Consider the following 16,024-nt stretch of genomic DNA (forward strand, 5'->3'; position numbering starts at 1 on the left):
CGGTGTGGCCTACTTCCCGGCCGCCGCGTCGAAGCAGGCGCCGCTAGTGGCCGAGTCCAGGCACTCGCTGAGCGAGTTGACCACTGCGGGATCGGTGGCCCCGAATAGCAGGTGGGGGTACACGCCCAGCACCAAGATCAGGATGAGCAGCGGGGCCCAGGCCAGGTACTCGGACACGGTGGCGTCGTGCACGTGGGGGTCGTTGGCGAACTCCTCTCGGGGATTTCCGAAGGCGGTCTTCTGGAGCATCCACAGCAGATAGCCGGCGGCCAGCACTGTGCCCAACGCGGCGATGACCATGTACGACCGGAAGGTTTCCTCAGCCAGCACGGCCGCGGGATTGTAGGAGGCCAAGATGGCGGGGAACTCGCCCCAGAACCCGGCCAGACCGGGCAGGCCCAGCGAGGCCATGGCGCAGAACCCGAGGATCCAGCCCATGCGGGGCGCCTGCACCAAAAGCCCGCCCAGCCGGGACATGTCCAGGGTGTGATAGCGCTCCTTGACCGATCCGGCCAAGAAGAACAGCATCCCGGTGATGAGCCCGTGGGCCACCATGCCGAATACTGCGGCGTTGATGCCGAAGTCGGTGAGGGTGGCGATGCCCAGCATCACGAAGCCCATGTGGGCCACCGAGGAGAACGCCACCAGCCGTTTCAGGTCGCGCTGGGCCAAACAGCCCAAGGCGCCGTAGATGATCCCGATCACCGCCAACAGCCCGATGAACGGCGCCCACTCGGCGGCGGCCTCGGGCAGGATGGGGATGGCGATGCGCACGAAGCCGTAAGTGCCCAGCTTCAACAGCACCGCGGCCAGAATCACCGAGCCCACCGTGGGGGCTTCGGTGTGGGCGTCGGGCAGCCAGGTGTGGAACGGGAACATGGGCACCTTGATGCCGAATCCCAGGAACATGCCGCCGAACACCCAGACCTGCGACGACTTGGCGATGCCGGCCGCTGCCTCGGGCAGCAGCCGCATGTCGAAGGTGCCGGCATCGGCCAGGAAGTACAGAGCCAGGAAGCTGACCAGCATCAAAGCCGAGCCGAACAGGGTGAATAAGAAGAATTTGATGGCGGCGTATCGCCGGTTCTCGCCGCCCCACACCCCGATCATGAAGTACATGGGCAGCAGCACGACCTCGAAGAACACAAAGAACAGAATCAGGTCTTGGGCCGCGAAGGTGCCGATCATCCCGGTTTCCAGGATGAGCAGCAGCATCAAGAACGCTTTGGGGTTGTGCGGCTCGGGGAAGTGGTTCCAGGAGTAGATCACGCACAGGGGCACGATCAGCATGGTGAGCAGCATCAGCGGCAGGGAAATGCCGTCGACGCCCATGATGTAGCGGGAATCGATGACGTCGATCCAGCCCTTGTCCACCACAAAGTTGAGGGCGCCGTAGTTGTCGTTGTCGATGAACTGGATCAACAGCAGCAAGCCGAAGACGGCCACCGCCATGGTGGTGGCCAAGGCGATCAGCTTGTGAAGCTGCTCTCGGTCCTTGGGGATGAGCAGCATGACGGCCGCGCCGATGATCGGCAGGAACGTCGCGATGCTGAGCCCCCAGTCGTTGAGAAATTCACCCATGTGTATGTGTGCTCCCTAGATGACGATGATGAAGATGCCGGCCAGGATGGTGGCGGCGGCGAACATGATGGCGGCGTACTGCTGAACCTTGCCGGTTTGGATGCGGCGCAGCTCCTCCCCCGAACTGTCGGAGATCTTGCCGGTGGCGTTGACGATGCCGTCTACCACCATCTGGTCCACCTTGTGGTAGACGATGTTTCCGGCCTGTACCGACCGCGTGCCGGCCTCGTTGACCACCCGGTCGATGACGTTCTGGTTGGTCCAATAGGCCGCCCGGGCCAATGGCCCCTTTACGAAGCCGACGATCACCGTGGTGTACAGCCAGTCGAGGTAGTACTTGTTGACCAGGATCCGGTGGCCGAGACGGGCCACTGCCGATCTCGACGTGGGGCCATCGGGCAGTTCGGTGGCTGTCGGGCTAACCGCCCGGACCCGGACGAAGTAGTAGTAATAGGCGGCGCCGATGCCGATGAGCGCCACGATCACCGACACGATGGCCAGCGTCCACGACGGGGTGGCGTGCTTGATGGCCGGGAAGTAGCTCACCCCGACGGGCTCCACCCACTGGAGGAACTTCTCCTCCCACGACGCGGGAACGAGCTGGAAGCCAGCCGGGAAGTTGATGAATCCGGCTACCACGGCCAAGCCGCCCAGGATCCACAGCGGCACGGTGATCCGGGGGCCGGACTCATGGGGGGTGCCGTGGCCCCGGAACTCCCCGAAGAAGGTGAGGTACACCACCCGGGTCATGTAGGCCCCGGTGAGCGCGGCGGTGATCATGCCCATGGCCAGCATCACGGTGTAGGCGCCGTTGCCCCCCGTACCGCCGAACAGACCCCATCCGCCGGTGCCCACCAGAATCTCGTCCTTCGACCAGAACCCCGACAGGATGGGCAGGCCGGCCAGGGCCACTGTGCCGATCATGAACGTCCGATATGTGTGGGGCATGACCTTGCGCAGGCCGCCCATGTCCTTCTTCATGTCGAAGGAGTGGACGGCGTGGCTGACCGAGCCCGATCCCAGGAACAGGCAGGCCTTGAAGAAGGCGTGGGTGAACAGGTGGAACAGGGCCGCGGTCCATGCCCCCACGCCCAACGCCAGCACCATGTAGCCCAGCTGGGAGACGGTGGAATAGGCCAGCACCCGCTTGATGTCGTTCTGGACGAAGGCCAGGGTGGCGCCCACCAGGGTGGTGATCCCGCCGATCAGGGCCAGCGTGTTGATGCTGGAGCCGCCGATGGCGTAGCCCTCGAAGAACACCCCATAGAGCCGGGCCACCATGAAGATGCCGGCCACGACCATGGTGGCGGCGTGGATGAGGGCCGACACCGGGGTGGGCCCGGCCATGGCGTCGGGCAGCCAGGTGTGGAGGAAGAACTGGCCCGACTTGGACATGACCGCAGCGGTGAGGCACAGCGCCGCGGCCAGGGTGACCGTGTGGCTCATGGTGCCGTTAATGGCAGCTTCGTTCACACCGATCACGTCGAAGGTGCCCGCGCCGAAGAACAGGATGGACACCCCGATGATGATGCCCATGTCGCCCACCCGGTTGGTGAAGAAGGCCTTGAGGGCGGCGTCGGAGTTGTCCTTTTCCTCCCACCAGTGGCCGATGAGCACGAAGGAGCACACCCCCACCAGCTCCCAACCCACCAGCATCTGGATGGTGGTGGATGCGGTGACGAAGAAGAGCATCGACGCGGTGAACAGGCTCAAGAAGGCGAAGAAGTGGGTGTAGCGGCGGTCGCCGGCCACGTAGTCAGTGGAGTAGATGTGCACCAGCAGCGACACCACCGTGACCACGAAGATCATCATCACGGCCAGGCCGTCGATCATGATGCCCGCTCCGATGGCTTCGGCCCCGTTGGTGAGCCAGGTGATCGACCGGGTGAGCGCGCCCACCCCGCCGGAGGCCTCGCCCTCGGCCGCGACGACCAGGCCGCCTGCTCCTAGGGCGTGCTCGCCTTCGGCGCCCCCTCCGCCGGCGCCCTCCACTTCGCTGATCCACTGGATGGCGGTGATCAGGCCGAACACGAAAGAGGCCCCGACCGCGGCGATGCCGATCTCGGAGCCCCCCCGTGGGAACCGCTTGCCGAACAGCAGGATCAGGAGGAACGACACTGCCGGGAACAGCCAGATCAGCCAGGCGTTCTCCAGGAACCAGCCGGAGGCGGCCACGGCTTTGCCCGCGGTCTCGGCGGCGGCGATGTTCGCGCTCAGCACCGACCCATCACCCCTTCATCAGATCGACTTGGTCCAAGTCGATGGATCGGCGGTTGCGGTACAAAAGCAGCACGATGGCCAGGCCGATTCCCACTTCGGCGGCGGCCACGGTGATCACGAACAGGGCAAAGATCTGGCCCTGCACCGTGTCGTGGAACGCCCCGAAGGCCACCAGGTTGATGTTCACTGCGTTGAGGATGAGCTCGATGGACATGAGCACCAGCACGCCGTTGCGGCGGGCCAGCACCCCGTACACCCCGATGCAGAACAACACCGCGCCCAAAAAGAGCATCTCGTTCAAATACATCAGCCGCCCTCCTCTCGGCGGGCGATCACGATGGCGCCGATGAGGGCGGCCAGCAGCAGCACCGACACCGCCTCGAAGGGCACGATGTACTGGGAGAAGAGTTCGTCGGATACCTGGGCGGTGGTCTGGGGGGTCTGACCGCCGGGCAGGTTGGCGTCCAGCTTCACGTCTTCGAAGCGGTCCACTAGCGCGCCGATCATCACGGCCAGCAGCAATAGGGCGGTCAGTATCGCCGGGAACTTGCGTTTGTGGTCGGTCTCCTCGTCCTGGTCGAAGTCCGACCGGGTGAGCATGATCCCGAACAGGAACAGCACGATCACTGCGCCGATGTAGATGAGCACCTGGGTGATGCCGGTGAACTCGGCGCCTACCAGCAAGAACAGGGCAGCCACTCCGGCCAGCACGATCACCAGGTACAGGGCGGCGTGGACGATGTCGCGGGTGGTCACCACCCGCAGGGCGGAGGCCACCATCACCGCGGCGATGATCCCGAAGGCGACGTGCTCGGCGATCACCGGGGAACCTTCAACACCTTCTGCTCCGATCCGGACTCATAGGCCTCGAAGTCGGGCACGGTATCCATCCACTCGCTGAGGCGCTCCTTGTCGTGGAGCAAGTCGGCGATGCGGGGCTCGGAGTACTCGTACTCGGGGCTCCAGAACAGCGCCTCGAACGGGCAGACCTCCACGCAGATGCCACAGTACATGCACAGGCTGTAATCGATGTCGAAGCGGTCGAGCGCGTTCTTCTGGCGGGGCTTGCCCCCTTCGCGGCGGGGCGGGGCCAAGTACTTGTGGCCTTCGATGTAGATGCACCAGTCGGGGCACTCCCGGGCGCACAGCATGCAGGCGGTGCAGTTCTCCTCGTGGAGGGCGATCACCCCTCGGGCCCGGTCGGCAGGCATCTCTTTGACGTGGGGGTACTGCACGGTATGGGAGTGCTTGGAAGGGGCGGGCACTACCGGCAGGCCGTCGCCGAACAGGGTTCGGAACATGGTGCGGGCGGTGACCTTCAGCCCTGTGATCAATCCTGGTACCAGTGCCATGGCGAACTCCTACAAAACGACCTTGAAAATGCCGGTGATAACGATGTTGACCAGCGACAACGGGATGAGGAACTTCCAGGCGAGGCGCTGGAGCTGATCCTCTCTCAACCGCGGATAGGTGAAGCGGAACCAGAAGATCAGTGCGGCCACAGCCAGAACCTTCACCAGCATGATGACGGGCCCGGCGATGTTGAACGCCCAGTGGCCGAGGTCGCCCCACGGCAGCGCCCAGCCGCCCAGGAACAAGACCGCGGCCAGCGCGGCGAAGGCGAAGGCGGTGCCGAACTCGCCCATGAAGAAGAACAGGAACCTGAAGCCGGTGTACTCCACTTGGTAGCCGCCCACGATCTCCGACTCGGCCACCGGCATGTCGAACGGCGGCTGGGTGGTCTCGGCCTGCACCGCCACCAGGAAGATGAAGAAGCCCACGAACTGGGTGAGGATGAACGGGTTGCCGATGCCCCCCCAGCCGAAGATTTCACCGTTGGCCTGGGCAGTGACGATCTTTTGCAGATCCAGGGTGCCAGCCTGGATCACCACGCCCATCACCGCCAGCACCAGCGGCAGCTCGTAGGCGATGAGCTGGCCGGCGGCCCGCAATCCCCCCATCAGGGCGTACTTGTTGGCCGAGGCCCATCCGGCCATCAAGATGCCCACCACCGATAGCGACGACACCGCCAGGGCGTAGAAGATGCCCACATCCAACTGGGCCACCACCGCGTCGGGGCCGGTGGGGATTACCACGTAGATCAAGAAGGTGGAGACCAGCACCACCAGCGGGGCCAGGGCGAACACCGTCCGGTCGGCCTTCTCCGGAAAGATGTCCTCTTTCTGAATGAACTTCAGCCCGTCGGCCAGCAGTTGGAGACTGCCGTAGGGGCCGGCCTCCATGGGGCCCAACCGGCTCTGCATGAAGCTCATCATCTTCAGCAGGAACACATAGCCCAACACCAGCGCGGCGGTGGGGACGACCAGGGCGACCACTCCCAATTTGATGATGGCCGACGCCCAGTAGGGCACTTCCACAGCCAGCAGGCCCGACATCACGGTTGCCGCGGTCACCGGTCGATGTCTCCGAGGATGAAGTACAGGCTGGCCAGAATCGTGATGATGTCGGGCACGTACACGCCCTTGAGCAACCACGGGGTGATGGAGATGTTGGAGAAGCTGGCCGAGCGGATCTTCACCCGGAACGGTACCAAGTCGCCCTTGCTCACGATGTAGTAGCCCATCTCCCCCAGCGGGTTCTCGGTGGCGGCGTAGGCCTCACCAGCGGGTACCTTGATGATGCGGGGCACCTTGGCCATGATCGGGCCCGATGGCAGCCCGTCCAAGAGCTGATCGACGATGTGGGTGGCTTCTCGGGTCTCCTGGAGCCGTACCCAGTAGCGGGCGAAGGAGTCGCCGTCGGGGTGCGTCCACACCTTCCAGTCCACCTGGTCGTAGGCCAGGGCCTCATGGCCGTCGCGGCGCAGGTCCCAGTCAACTCCGCTGGCCCGGATGTTGGCGCCCGACAGCCCGTAGGCCAGGCCCACTTCGGCTGGCACGATGCCGATGCCCCGGCTGCGGGCCTGGAAGATCTCATTGCCCAGCACCAACTCTTCGAACTCGTCGCAGAAGTCCCGTATCTTCTCCATGGCCTGCTTGGTGTCGTCGATCCAGCCCTTGGGCAAGTCGTCTTTGACGCCGCCGATGCGGTCGAAGTTGGGGTGGAAGCGTCCGCCGGTGACCGCCTCGATCTGATTCAGCACGAACTCTCGGTCGCGGAAGGCCATGAACACCGGGGTGAGGGCCCCGAGCTGCACCGCCATGTCGCCCAAGAAAAGGGTGATGTTGGCGATCCGGCTCAGCTCGAACAGCGCGGTGCGGATCCATTGGGCCCGAGGCGGGGCCTCGACCTCCATGAGCTTCTCGGCGGCCAGGATGAACGGCACCTCGTTGGCGAAGCTTCCCAGCCAGTCGATGCGGTTGATGAGCGTGGTGACCTGGGGATAGGTCCGCACCTCGGCTAGCTTCTCGTAACCCCGGTGCATGTACCCCATGATGGGCTCGGCCTCCACCACCTGCTCGCCGTCGAGGCGGGCTACCAGCCGGAGGGTGCCGTGGGTGGCCGGGTGCTGGGGGCCGATGTTGAGGGTCATGCCCTCGGTCTCGATCTCCACGTTCAGCCGGGCGTCGGCGGCCTGGGTGGCCACATAGGCCATCTGCCGGCGCTGGTCGGTACTCGTCGCGGTCACGAGTCCTCCTCGCCGGGGAACAGCTCCACGTCCACGATGCCGGGCCACGGCTTCACCCGGCGGGCGAGCAGCGGGAAGTCCTTGCGGAGGGGGTTTCCCTCGAACTCGCCGGGAAGGTAGATGTGTCGGAGATCGGGATGGCTGTTGAACTGGATCCCGAACATCTCCCAGGCCTCCCGCTCATGCCAGTTGGCCCCGGGGTACACCTGGATCAGGGTGTCGATGCTCAGATCGTTATTGGGCAGATCGGCCTTGATGGTGAGGCCCATGTGCTCGGTGATCGAATAGAGGCGCATCACCATCTGGAACCGGGTCTCGCCCCCGCCGTGACCCTGTTCCATGGGGTCGGCTGCCTTGGGCTCGGGGTTGTCCTCTTGGGCGTCCATGTCCCGCCCGTAGGGGGAGGGCAACCAGTCGATGGCCGACAGCCAGTCGAAAAACTGGCAGTCAAGCTGGTCGCGGGCGGCGGTAGCCGCATCGACCCACGAGTCGCGGGCAACCCGAACCCAAAGATCGCTGTTAGGGATGATGTGGTGCTCCACGAAACCGTCGCCCAGGGCATCGGCCAGTTGAGCTGCCCAAGCTTCCCGGCGCTCGTCGGGCTGCGGGCCGGCTTCGGCGGCGTCGTTGTCCATCTCAGTCGACGACAATGGGGTCACCTCGCCACCGCGCAGCCGGGTCCTCGTTGCCGATGCGCTCCTGGAGCAGCACGATGCCCTCCAGCAATGCCTCGGGCCGGGGCGGACAGCCGGGCACATACACGTCCACCGGGATGATCTGATCGACGCCCTTGGTCACCGAATAGGAGTCCCAGTAGGGGCCTCCGCAGTTGGCGCAGGAGCCCATCGAGATGACGTATTTCGGGTCGGGCATCTGCTCGTAGAGGCGGAGAATCGAAGGGACCATCTTGTCGGTGACCGTGCCCGAGATCACCACCAGGTCGGCCTGCCGAGGGCTGGCGGGAAACGGGATCACGCCGAGGCGCATGACGTCGTAGCGAGGGGATCCGATCACCGCGCCCATCTCGATGGCGCAGCAGGCCAGGCCCCACTGGTACATCCAGATGGAGTACTTCCGCCCGAGATTGAGCAGCATGGTCAGGGGTTTTGGAGCCTTCCCGCTAGCGACCAGTCCCACTGACTACCTCAGATCCACCGAAGGACGCCTTTACGCCAGGCGTACACCAAGCCCAGCGCAAGGATGAAGATGAAAATGGCCATCTCGACCAAGCCGAATGTTCCATAGGCCTCCAGCCGGGTGGCCCAGGGGAAGATGAACACCGCCTCGACGTCGAACATCACGAAAAGAAGGGCGAACACGTAATACCGGATGTTGCTCTGCGACCAGCCCAGTCCCACGGGGTCGACACCGCTCTCGTAGGTGATGTATTTCTGGGGCTGCGACCGGGTGGGCCGCAGCAGGCTGCCGAGCCCCAGCATCCCGAACACCAACGCGCCGGCCAGCACGAGGAATAAGACAACGAGGAGGTAGTCGCGGAGGAACTCCGACACGGCTCGAAGGTTACCGACGGCGTTTTCTGCGGGCCAAGACGTACTTAGGGGGCGGGAATATAGGCCGCGGCTATAACCCCTGGTCCGGCGTGGGTGCCCACAACGGGGCCGATGAGGGTCACGGTCAAGGGGTTGTGGGCGGGGGCGTCGCCCAGGCTGGCGGTGAACGCGTCGATGTCATCGGCCGCACCGTGGGCCAGAGCCAATTGCTCCAACTCTCCGGCTTCGCTCACTTGCTTGGTCAGCCAGGAGCGGGCCTTGCCCCGGGTTCGCTGCTTGCCAGCCTCCTCCACGACGCCTGAGGTGAGATCCAGGCAGGGCTTGATCGACAGGGCACTTCCCAGGAGGGCCTGCGCGGTGCCGATGCGCCCGCCCTTCTTGAGATTGTCCAGGGTGTCCAGCACGGCATAGATGAAGACCCGGTCTTTCAGTTGGGCCAGTTGGGCTTCGATCTCATCGGCGCGGTGACCGGCTTCGGCGGCGGCGGCCGCAGCTTTCACCATAAGGCCCAGGCCTACCGAGACCTTGCCGGAGTCCACCACCCGAACGTCCACCTCGCCCTCCAATGCTCGAGCCGCATTCTGGGCCGACTCCCCGGTGGCCGAAAGGGCGAACGACAGATTTATGCACACCACTGCTTCGGCTCCGCCCGCGGCCAGCTCTCGAAACACTGTTTCGAAGGCACCCGGTGCGGGGGCGGCGGTAGACGGCAGATCGTCGCTGGCCGCCATCTTCTCGTAGAAGTTCTCAGCCGAAAGGTCCTGGCCATCGGTGAACTCCTCGTCGCCGAAGCGGATGGTGAGGGGGACCACGGTGATCTGGTAGCGCTCGATATCAGCGGCGCTGAGGTCGCAGGAACTATCGGTCACAATGCGAACGGTCATGGCTTCGACACTACTCCTGTTGCGGGGTGGGCATCCCCTCGCCGTTTTCCGATTTCGTGGGCTCCGGGGGCGGTGCCACTTCCATACCGACTACCGATACATGCCGGGCTCGGGCCGCCTGTCGTCGGCGGGACCACCAGTTTCTGCCCCACCACACCATCAAGATGGCCAGCGCGGCGGCCGCGATCCCCACCCCCGCGCCCGACAGTGAAGTTGCCCGTACGGTGAGCTGGGATTCGCCCAAGGCCAGCAGCCCGGTGGGCGAGTTGACCCGGATTTCCAACACCGCGTCGCCCGAGGTCTTGGCCCGAACCGGTACTTGGACCTGGTTGACGCCGGGGGACAGGCGCCACAGCAGGGAATCACCGTCGGGAAAGTCCAGCTTGTCGCTGTTGAGGTCCAATCGGACGATGACATCGTGGTTGAGGCTGTTGCGAATGATCATCGGAATGCTTCCCGAGCGGCTGGTCAGGGTGATCCGCTGCTGGCTCGGGGGCTGGATGGCGGCCACAGTGTCTCGCACGGTCTGAGCCACCACGGCCAGATAGGCGTCTCGCTGGGTCTCGGTCAGGCCATAGGCGCCCGACAGCAGCAAAGCCCGCTCCAAGGTCTCGATCAACTGCCGCTCGGGGGTGCCCACAGTGGCGATTGGGTCCACCATGTTCTGGTACGACCGGGCGATGCGCTGTCCGTTGGTCAAGGCGGCCTTGTAATCCTCTCCGAAACTGTCCTCCTCGGCGGGGCGCACCTCTCGAAGGGCGTCCGGTTCGAGCCTCTCGACAATGGTGGCGGGGTCGATGGGCGAAAGGATGGGGCTGACGCTGATTTCGTCTAGCAGCACCCCTAGCCCAGTGGAATCCGGCAGTGAGGCCAGGGGTGGCGCCAGAACGATCCCCCGGAGCCTCTGGGGGTCTTCAAACCAGCGGACGGCCAGATCGGCCAACACCAAGTAGGGGGCGGCCTCGGTGCTGCTGGCTCGGGTGAAGTGAGCGGTGGCGCTGCTGTCGATAGCCACTGCTCGAGCCGGTTGGTCGATCGCCGGTAGCAGGAACGACGTCTTGGCTGATGTGCTGACCAGTTCATCAGCCGGATTGAGCAGGGCATCGGGAACCAGGACCAGCTCCACCTGCTCTCGTTGAAGCCGTTGGAGCAACTCAGGGGAGGCCGATGTGGTCAGCACCATGATGGTGCGGTCGGGCTGAGAGCCGAGATGCTCGTCCAATACCGCCGCCCCCGCCTCGATCTGCCAGCCGATCTGGAGACTGAGGTCTTGGTCGATCCACGCATCGCTGTCCAGGGGCACGTAGGTGTTGCTCGCGATCTGTCGGCTGATCATGGCTTGTTGGAGTCGGGCCAGCAGCTGGGCGTGCTCAGGGCGATCGCTGAGGGCCAAAGCGTCGATCAAATGGGGATCGAGCGAGACTGTGACGGGGGGTTGGGGGCGAACCCGGGGATCGAGGACCTCGGCTAGCGTTTGCAGGCTCTGGCCGGCGGGACCCAGATCCACGTTGCCTTGTTGGTCGACGGCCGGTGGCCCGCTCACCGACAGCACAGTGCCCACCATCAGGGGAGGCTGGTTGGAGTCCGGCATGGGGGTGCGGACCAGGAAGGTGTGGACAATGTCCAATCGGTTGCCGTCGGAATCCCGAAGAACGAGGCCCACCGGGTATACCCCTTCGGCGGGCAGTGGGAGCAGCAGTTCATCCGCCTCTGGCTCTTGGCCGCTGGTGGTGGCGATTTGCAACGAAGCGATCCCGTTGGCATCAGGCTGAGGGATGGCCAACCGGGAAATCTGATGGTGACCCTGTCCGGTGGAGGGTTCGGCCAGCCGATCCAGAAAAGCGGAGCGAGACCGGATGGGCACGCCGATGTTGACGTCAACGGTGGACTCGTCAGGAACATTGAGAAGTCGGAAGGAGACCCGGAAGAGATCCTCCTCGGCGATCCACATGCTTTGGCTGACCAGCTCGATGGCAGGGGTGGCGTCGCCGGAGAGGCTGGTGCCGTTCTGGGCGGATGCCGCCGGAAGCGCGATGGCGGGCGCGGCTAGGAGCACCAGAGCGAATACCAGGCCGAGGGTCCAAGGTCGGTGTCGCGAACCGAACTCAGGGCTCAAGGACTCTCTCCAGAACTTGCAGACCGGGGGGAACCTGCTCGAAGCCCAGCCGCTCGTAGAGCCGCAGCGCCCCGGTGTTGTGCTGGGGCGTGTTGACCCAGGCCTGAGTCACCCCCCAGCGGGCCATCCACCTCAGTCCATCGATCACTAGGGACGCTCCCGCGCCCTGGCCTTGTTGGCTGGGCGAGATTGCCAAGCGCTGGAGGTAGCCCGCCGGACCGCTGCGCCCACAGATGGCATACCCGGTCAATGCCGTGTTGGTGCCTTGGCGAGCGACGCGAAAGCGTCGGAAGGGAGTGGCCCACAGGGCGTCGTGCAACCCAGGTTGGTCGAGCTGCCAAAAGGGCTCGAAGGCGTCACGGTCTACAGCCAGTACCGATGAGTGGTCGCGGCGGCGAGCCCGTTTTATGGCAATGCTGCCATTTCGATCAGGAAGTCCGCCTTGAATCGGCCTGTGCAACAAGGCGAGTTGCTGGCAGGGCTTGAATCCAGCCCGCAAGAAGGGCTCCGCCTCGACACGCGAAAGCGCGGAGGTCCGCAGGCGCTGGTAGCCCTGGGTGATCGCGGTTTCAATCGCCGCGGTGGCCGTGGTATCAGACACCGCCGAACCAGGAGTCAATTGGATGAGCAGGCCAGTCCCGGCCTCGCCGGCCCAGTTCCTAAGCCGCAGGCGATCTCCCCCGAGCCGGAGTACCTCCGACCGTCGGCCCAACATTTCAGTGAGGCTAGTGGTGTGTAGGAGCAATGGCCCTGCGGGGATATTGGAGGGGGCGGCCGAGGCAGCGGGGGTACCGTGGGGTTGTGTCGGTTCTGTGGATCACCGACGAGCGCTTTCTCGACCACGACACCGGGCGTTCCCATCCGGAGCGGCCGGCCCGCCTGCGCGCCGTGATCGACGGTGTGCAGCGGGCGGGGCTGGCCGATGCGCTAATCCCGACCGAGCCCCGGATGGCCACCGATGCCGAACTGCTTGCTGTTCACCAGCGGGCAGTGCTCGACTTGGTGCACCGGGTGGCCCAAGCCGGCGGCGGTCGGCTAGACCCCGACACTGTCCTGTCCGCTGAGTCGGAGGCGGCGGCTCGGCTGGCCGCAGGGGCGGGGATGGCGGCCATCGACGGATTGGACGGCGGGGAGGCCGATGCCGCGTTCTGCGCGGTGCGTCCGCCAGGGCATCACGCCACCCCGGTACGGTCGATGGGATTCTGCATGTTCAACAGCGCAGCAGTCTGTGCCCAGGCACTGGCCGACCGGGGCGAGCGGGTGCTGGTGGTGGACTACGACGCCCACCACGGCAACGGCACTCAAGATGTTTTCTGGGAGGACAGCCGGGTGATGTACGTGTCGTGGCACCAGTACCCGTTCTATCCGGGCACCGGGGGGTTGCTGGAGCGGGGCGAAGGGGCCGGGGCGGGCACCACCATCAACCTGCCCATGCCCATGGGGGCGACCGGCGACGTGTACCGCCGGGGCTGGGAGGAGGCCGTGCTGCCCGCGGTGGAGGAGTTCAACCCCGATTGGCTGGTGCTGTCGGCCGGATTCGACGCCCACCGGGCTGACCCGCTGACCAATCTGGGTTTGGCCGCAGGAGATTTCGCCGATCTCACCGAGGCGATCATCGAAGTGGTGCCCACCGGCCGACGCATCGCCTTTCTCGAAGGCGGCTACGACTTGGATGCGCTGGCCGACTGCGCCGCGGCCACAGTGGCCGTTTTGGCCGGTACGACGTGGCGACCGGAACCAGCCACGGGGGGCGGGCCGGGGGCCGACGTGGCCGCGGCCGCGGCTGCTTTGCTGCCGTGAGCCTCGATCGTCTGGACCCGGTGCGGGAAGAGGCCCGCGGGCTGGCTGAGCGGTTTGCCGCCGGTGGCTACCGGATCTATCTGGTTGGCGGAATCGTGCGGGACGCTCTACGCGATCGACCTCTGAACACCGCTTTTGACCTGGATCTCACCACCGACGCCCAGCCGGAGGCGGTGAAGTCGATCTTGGACGAGTGGGCCGACACCCTGTGGACCCAGGGAGAGCGCTTCGGCACCATCGGCGCTCGTCGCGGCGATCGCCGGGTTGAGATCACCACCCACCGCACCGAGCGGTACCGCCCCGACTCTCGCAAGCCCGAGGTGGTCTTCGCCGATGCCATCGAAGCCGATCTCTCCCGCCGCGACTTCACAATCAACGCCATGGCCGTCGAGCTTCCCGATGGGGAGTTGGTCGATCCCTTCGGTGGTGCCGATGACTTGCATGTCGGCCGCCTCCGCACGCCTCTGGACCCTGAGGAAACGTTCAGCGACGACCCCCTGCGCATGTTGCGGGCGGCCCGGTTCTTGGCCCAGTTCGATCTGACCGCGGAACCCAACCTGGTGGCCGCCATGACCGCCATGGCGGACCGGCTCGAAATCGTGGCCCACGAGCGGATGCGCGACGAACTGGACCGGCTCTTGGCCCTCCCCGATCCTGGGCCAGGCTTCGAATTGCTCTTTGAGACCGGACTGGGAGAACGGGTGTTGGGACTGGTCGGCGATGGCCATGCGGCTCTGGCCCTTCTTGACAAGGTCGGCGACGATCCGGTTGTCCGCTTGGCTGCATTGCTGGCCGATGCCGGAACTCCAGCCGATGTGCAGTCGGCATTGTCGGAGCGACGAGCAACCACCGCGGTCAGCCGCGCCGTGTTTGCCGTGTTGACCGCGGCGCGCCGAGCCGTCGAATTTCCCCCCCAATCCCTTGCCGAGTTACGTCTTTGGGTGGTCGATGCCGACCCTCATCTGCCCCAAGCGGTGATGTTGGCCACAGCTCTTGGTGCGGTGAACACGCTGACCGCCGATGTGGAAGCCCTGATCACCGCAGAGCCCGATCTATGCGGCCCCCCCGTGCTTGACGGCGACGAAATAATGGATCTGCTCGGTCTGGAGCCCGGGCCTGAAGTGGGCGCGGCCGTGAGCGAACTACGCCGTCACCGCCTCGACTCCGGTTTCCTCACTCCCGAAGAGGCCCGCCAACACCTTTTGAGGTGGCGTTCTAGCTGACGTCGCCTCGGGCGTAGGCCTCGACCATTTCGCGGGCGGCTTCGTCGCGATACTGGATGGGGGGGCTCTTCATGAAGTAGGCCGACGGGCCGAGCAAAGGGCCGCCGACACCGTGGTCCAAGCCGAGTTTGGCGCAGCGCAGAGCGTCGATGATGACGCCGGCGGAATTGGGGGAGTCCACCACTTCCAGCTTGAGGTCGATGTTGAGGGGGACATCGCCGAAGCCCCGGCCCTCGAGGCGGATGTGGGCCCACTTCCGGTCTTCCAGCCAGGGAACATGATCGCTGGGGCCGATGTGCACATCATCGGCGGCGATGCCCTTGTCGAGCTGGCTGGTGACCGACTGGGTCTTGGAGATCTTCTTGGACACCAGCCGGGACCGCTCCAGCATGTTCATGAAGTCCATGTTCCCGCCGAAGTTGAGCTGGTAGGTGCGGTCGAGTTCCACGCCCCGGTCCTCGTAGAGCCGGGCCAAAGTACGGTGCACGATGGTGGCGCCCACCTGGCTCTTGATGTCGTCGCCCACCACGGGGACACCGGCATCGGTGAAGCGCTGGGCCCACTCTGGATCGGAGGCGATGAACACCGGGATGGCGTTCACAAAGGCCACGCCGGCCTCCAGGCAGCACTCGGCGTAGTAGCGCTGGGCCTCTTCGGAGCCCACCGGCAAGTAGGAGATGAGCACGTCGGCGCCGGCCTCCCGAAGGGCCTCGGCCACGTCCACCGGCGCGGCCGGGGACTCCTCGCACTGGGTTCGGTAGAACTCGCCGAACCCGTCCAGGGTGGGGGCTCGCTGCACCCGCACGCCCAGATCGGGCACGTCGCAGAACTGCACGGTGTTATTGGGTTCGGCCCCGATGGCCTTGCCCAGGTCGAGACCGACCTTGGAGGCGTCCACGTCGAAAGCGGCCACGGGCACCACGTCGTTGATGTGGTAGCCCCCCAGTACCACGTGCATGAGGCCGGGTACCTGGTCGTCGGGTTCGGCGTCGGCGTAGTAGTGCAGCCCCTGCACCAGAGAGCTGGCGCAGTTGCCGACACCGGCGATTGCGATGCGGATTGGATTGCTCATCGTGATTGCCCTCCTTGGGCGAAGAAGT

General features: G+C 65.2%; 16 protein-coding genes. 2 read left to right on the forward strand and 14 right to left on the reverse strand.

The annotated features are described in order from the left end of the window. Positions 1–9 precede the first annotated feature (9 nt). Genes ACOGJC_RS11225 through ACOGJC_RS11285 form a run of 13 tightly spaced genes read right to left on the reverse strand, consistent with a single transcriptional unit; the run spans position 10 to position 12,616 of the window. The gene (locus ACOGJC_RS11225; protein WP_419845080.1) at positions 10–1,581 is read right to left on the reverse strand and encodes a complex I subunit 4 family protein; all 1,572 of its coding nucleotides are present in this window, start codon (positions 1,579–1,581) and stop codon (positions 10–12) included. A 15-nt stretch (positions 1,582–1,596) separates the two neighbouring features. Continuing rightward, positions 1,597–3,801, reverse strand: coding sequence for an NADH-quinone oxidoreductase subunit L (locus tag ACOGJC_RS11230; protein ID WP_419845081.1), 2,205 nt, complete (start codon positions 3,799–3,801; stop codon positions 1,597–1,599). 7 nt (positions 3,802–3,808) lie between these two features. Then, the gene (gene nuoK / locus ACOGJC_RS11235; protein ID WP_419845082.1) at positions 3,809–4,108 is read right to left on the reverse strand and encodes an NADH-quinone oxidoreductase subunit NuoK; all 300 of its coding nucleotides are present in this window, start codon (positions 4,106–4,108) and stop codon (positions 3,809–3,811) included. Further along, positions 4,108–4,623 (reverse strand): NADH-quinone oxidoreductase subunit J, encoded by a 516-nt coding sequence (locus ACOGJC_RS11240; protein WP_419845083.1) that lies wholly within the window; start codon positions 4,621–4,623, stop codon positions 4,108–4,110. Before ACOGJC_RS11240 ends, nuoK begins: the two co-directional genes overlap by 1 nt. Then, positions 4,620–5,153, reverse strand: a complete 534-nt coding sequence (locus ACOGJC_RS11245) for a NuoI/complex I 23 kDa subunit family protein (protein ID WP_419845084.1) — start codon at positions 5,151–5,153, stop codon at positions 4,620–4,622. Before ACOGJC_RS11245 ends, ACOGJC_RS11240 begins: the two co-directional genes overlap by 4 nt. Positions 5,154–5,162: 9 nt before the next feature. Beyond that, a complete protein-coding gene (gene nuoH, locus ACOGJC_RS11250) occupies positions 5,163–6,197 on the reverse strand; it encodes an NADH-quinone oxidoreductase subunit NuoH (protein WP_419848231.1) in 1,035 nt (344 codons plus the stop codon). 14 nt (positions 6,198–6,211) lie between these two features. Continuing rightward, positions 6,212–7,357, reverse strand: a complete 1,146-nt coding sequence (locus ACOGJC_RS11255) for an NADH-quinone oxidoreductase subunit D (RefSeq protein ID WP_419848232.1) — start codon at positions 7,355–7,357, stop codon at positions 6,212–6,214. 29 nt (positions 7,358–7,386) lie between these two features. After that, a complete protein-coding gene (locus tag ACOGJC_RS11260) occupies positions 7,387–8,040 on the reverse strand; it encodes an NADH-quinone oxidoreductase subunit C (RefSeq protein ID WP_419845085.1) in 654 nt (217 codons plus the stop codon). Beyond that, positions 8,027–8,485 carry an NADH-quinone oxidoreductase subunit B gene (locus tag ACOGJC_RS11265; RefSeq protein ID WP_419845086.1) on the reverse strand — a complete coding sequence of 153 codons (459 nt, stop codon included), beginning with the start codon at positions 8,483–8,485 and terminating at the stop codon, positions 8,027–8,029. The genes ACOGJC_RS11260 and ACOGJC_RS11265 overlap by 14 nt, the downstream gene beginning before the upstream one ends. A 50-nt stretch (positions 8,486–8,535) precedes the next feature. Next, positions 8,536–8,901, reverse strand: a complete 366-nt coding sequence (locus ACOGJC_RS11270; protein ID WP_419845087.1) for an NADH-quinone oxidoreductase subunit A — start codon at positions 8,899–8,901, stop codon at positions 8,536–8,538. Positions 8,902–8,945: 44 nt separating this feature from the next. Next, positions 8,946–9,785 carry a DegV family protein gene (locus tag ACOGJC_RS11275; RefSeq protein ID WP_419845088.1) on the reverse strand — a complete coding sequence of 280 codons (840 nt, stop codon included), beginning with the start codon at positions 9,783–9,785 and terminating at the stop codon, positions 8,946–8,948. 10 nt (positions 9,786–9,795) lie between these two features. Further along, entirely contained in the window at positions 9,796–11,901 is a 2,106-nt protein-coding gene (locus ACOGJC_RS11280; protein ID WP_419845089.1) for a DUF6049 family protein, read from the reverse strand. Next, a complete protein-coding gene (locus ACOGJC_RS11285) occupies positions 11,891–12,616 on the reverse strand; it encodes a GNAT family N-acetyltransferase (protein ID WP_419845090.1) in 726 nt (241 codons plus the stop codon). Before ACOGJC_RS11285 ends, ACOGJC_RS11280 begins: the two co-directional genes overlap by 11 nt. 86 nt (positions 12,617–12,702) lie before the next feature. Here ACOGJC_RS11285 and ACOGJC_RS11290 point away from each other — a divergent pair, with 86 nt between their 5' ends. After that, positions 12,703–13,701 (forward strand): histone deacetylase, encoded by a 999-nt coding sequence (locus tag ACOGJC_RS11290; protein ID WP_419845091.1) that lies wholly within the window; start codon positions 12,703–12,705, stop codon positions 13,699–13,701. Beyond that, a complete protein-coding gene (locus ACOGJC_RS11295) occupies positions 13,698–14,924 on the forward strand; it encodes a CCA tRNA nucleotidyltransferase (RefSeq protein ID WP_419845092.1) in 1,227 nt (408 codons plus the stop codon). The genes ACOGJC_RS11290 and ACOGJC_RS11295 overlap by 4 nt, the downstream gene beginning before the upstream one ends. Here ACOGJC_RS11295 and ACOGJC_RS11300 read toward each other — a convergent pair. Continuing rightward, positions 14,917–15,996 carry an inositol-3-phosphate synthase gene (locus tag ACOGJC_RS11300; protein ID WP_419845093.1) on the reverse strand — a complete coding sequence of 360 codons (1,080 nt, stop codon included), beginning with the start codon at positions 15,994–15,996 and terminating at the stop codon, positions 14,917–14,919. The two genes, ACOGJC_RS11295 and ACOGJC_RS11300, sit on opposite strands and share 8 nt — an antisense overlap. Positions 15,997–16,024: the final 28 nt, after the last annotated feature.

Source organism: Candidatus Poriferisocius sp. (genome assembly GCF_965204015.1).
Lineage (GTDB): Bacteria > Actinomycetota > Acidimicrobiia > Acidimicrobiales > Bin134 > Poriferisocius.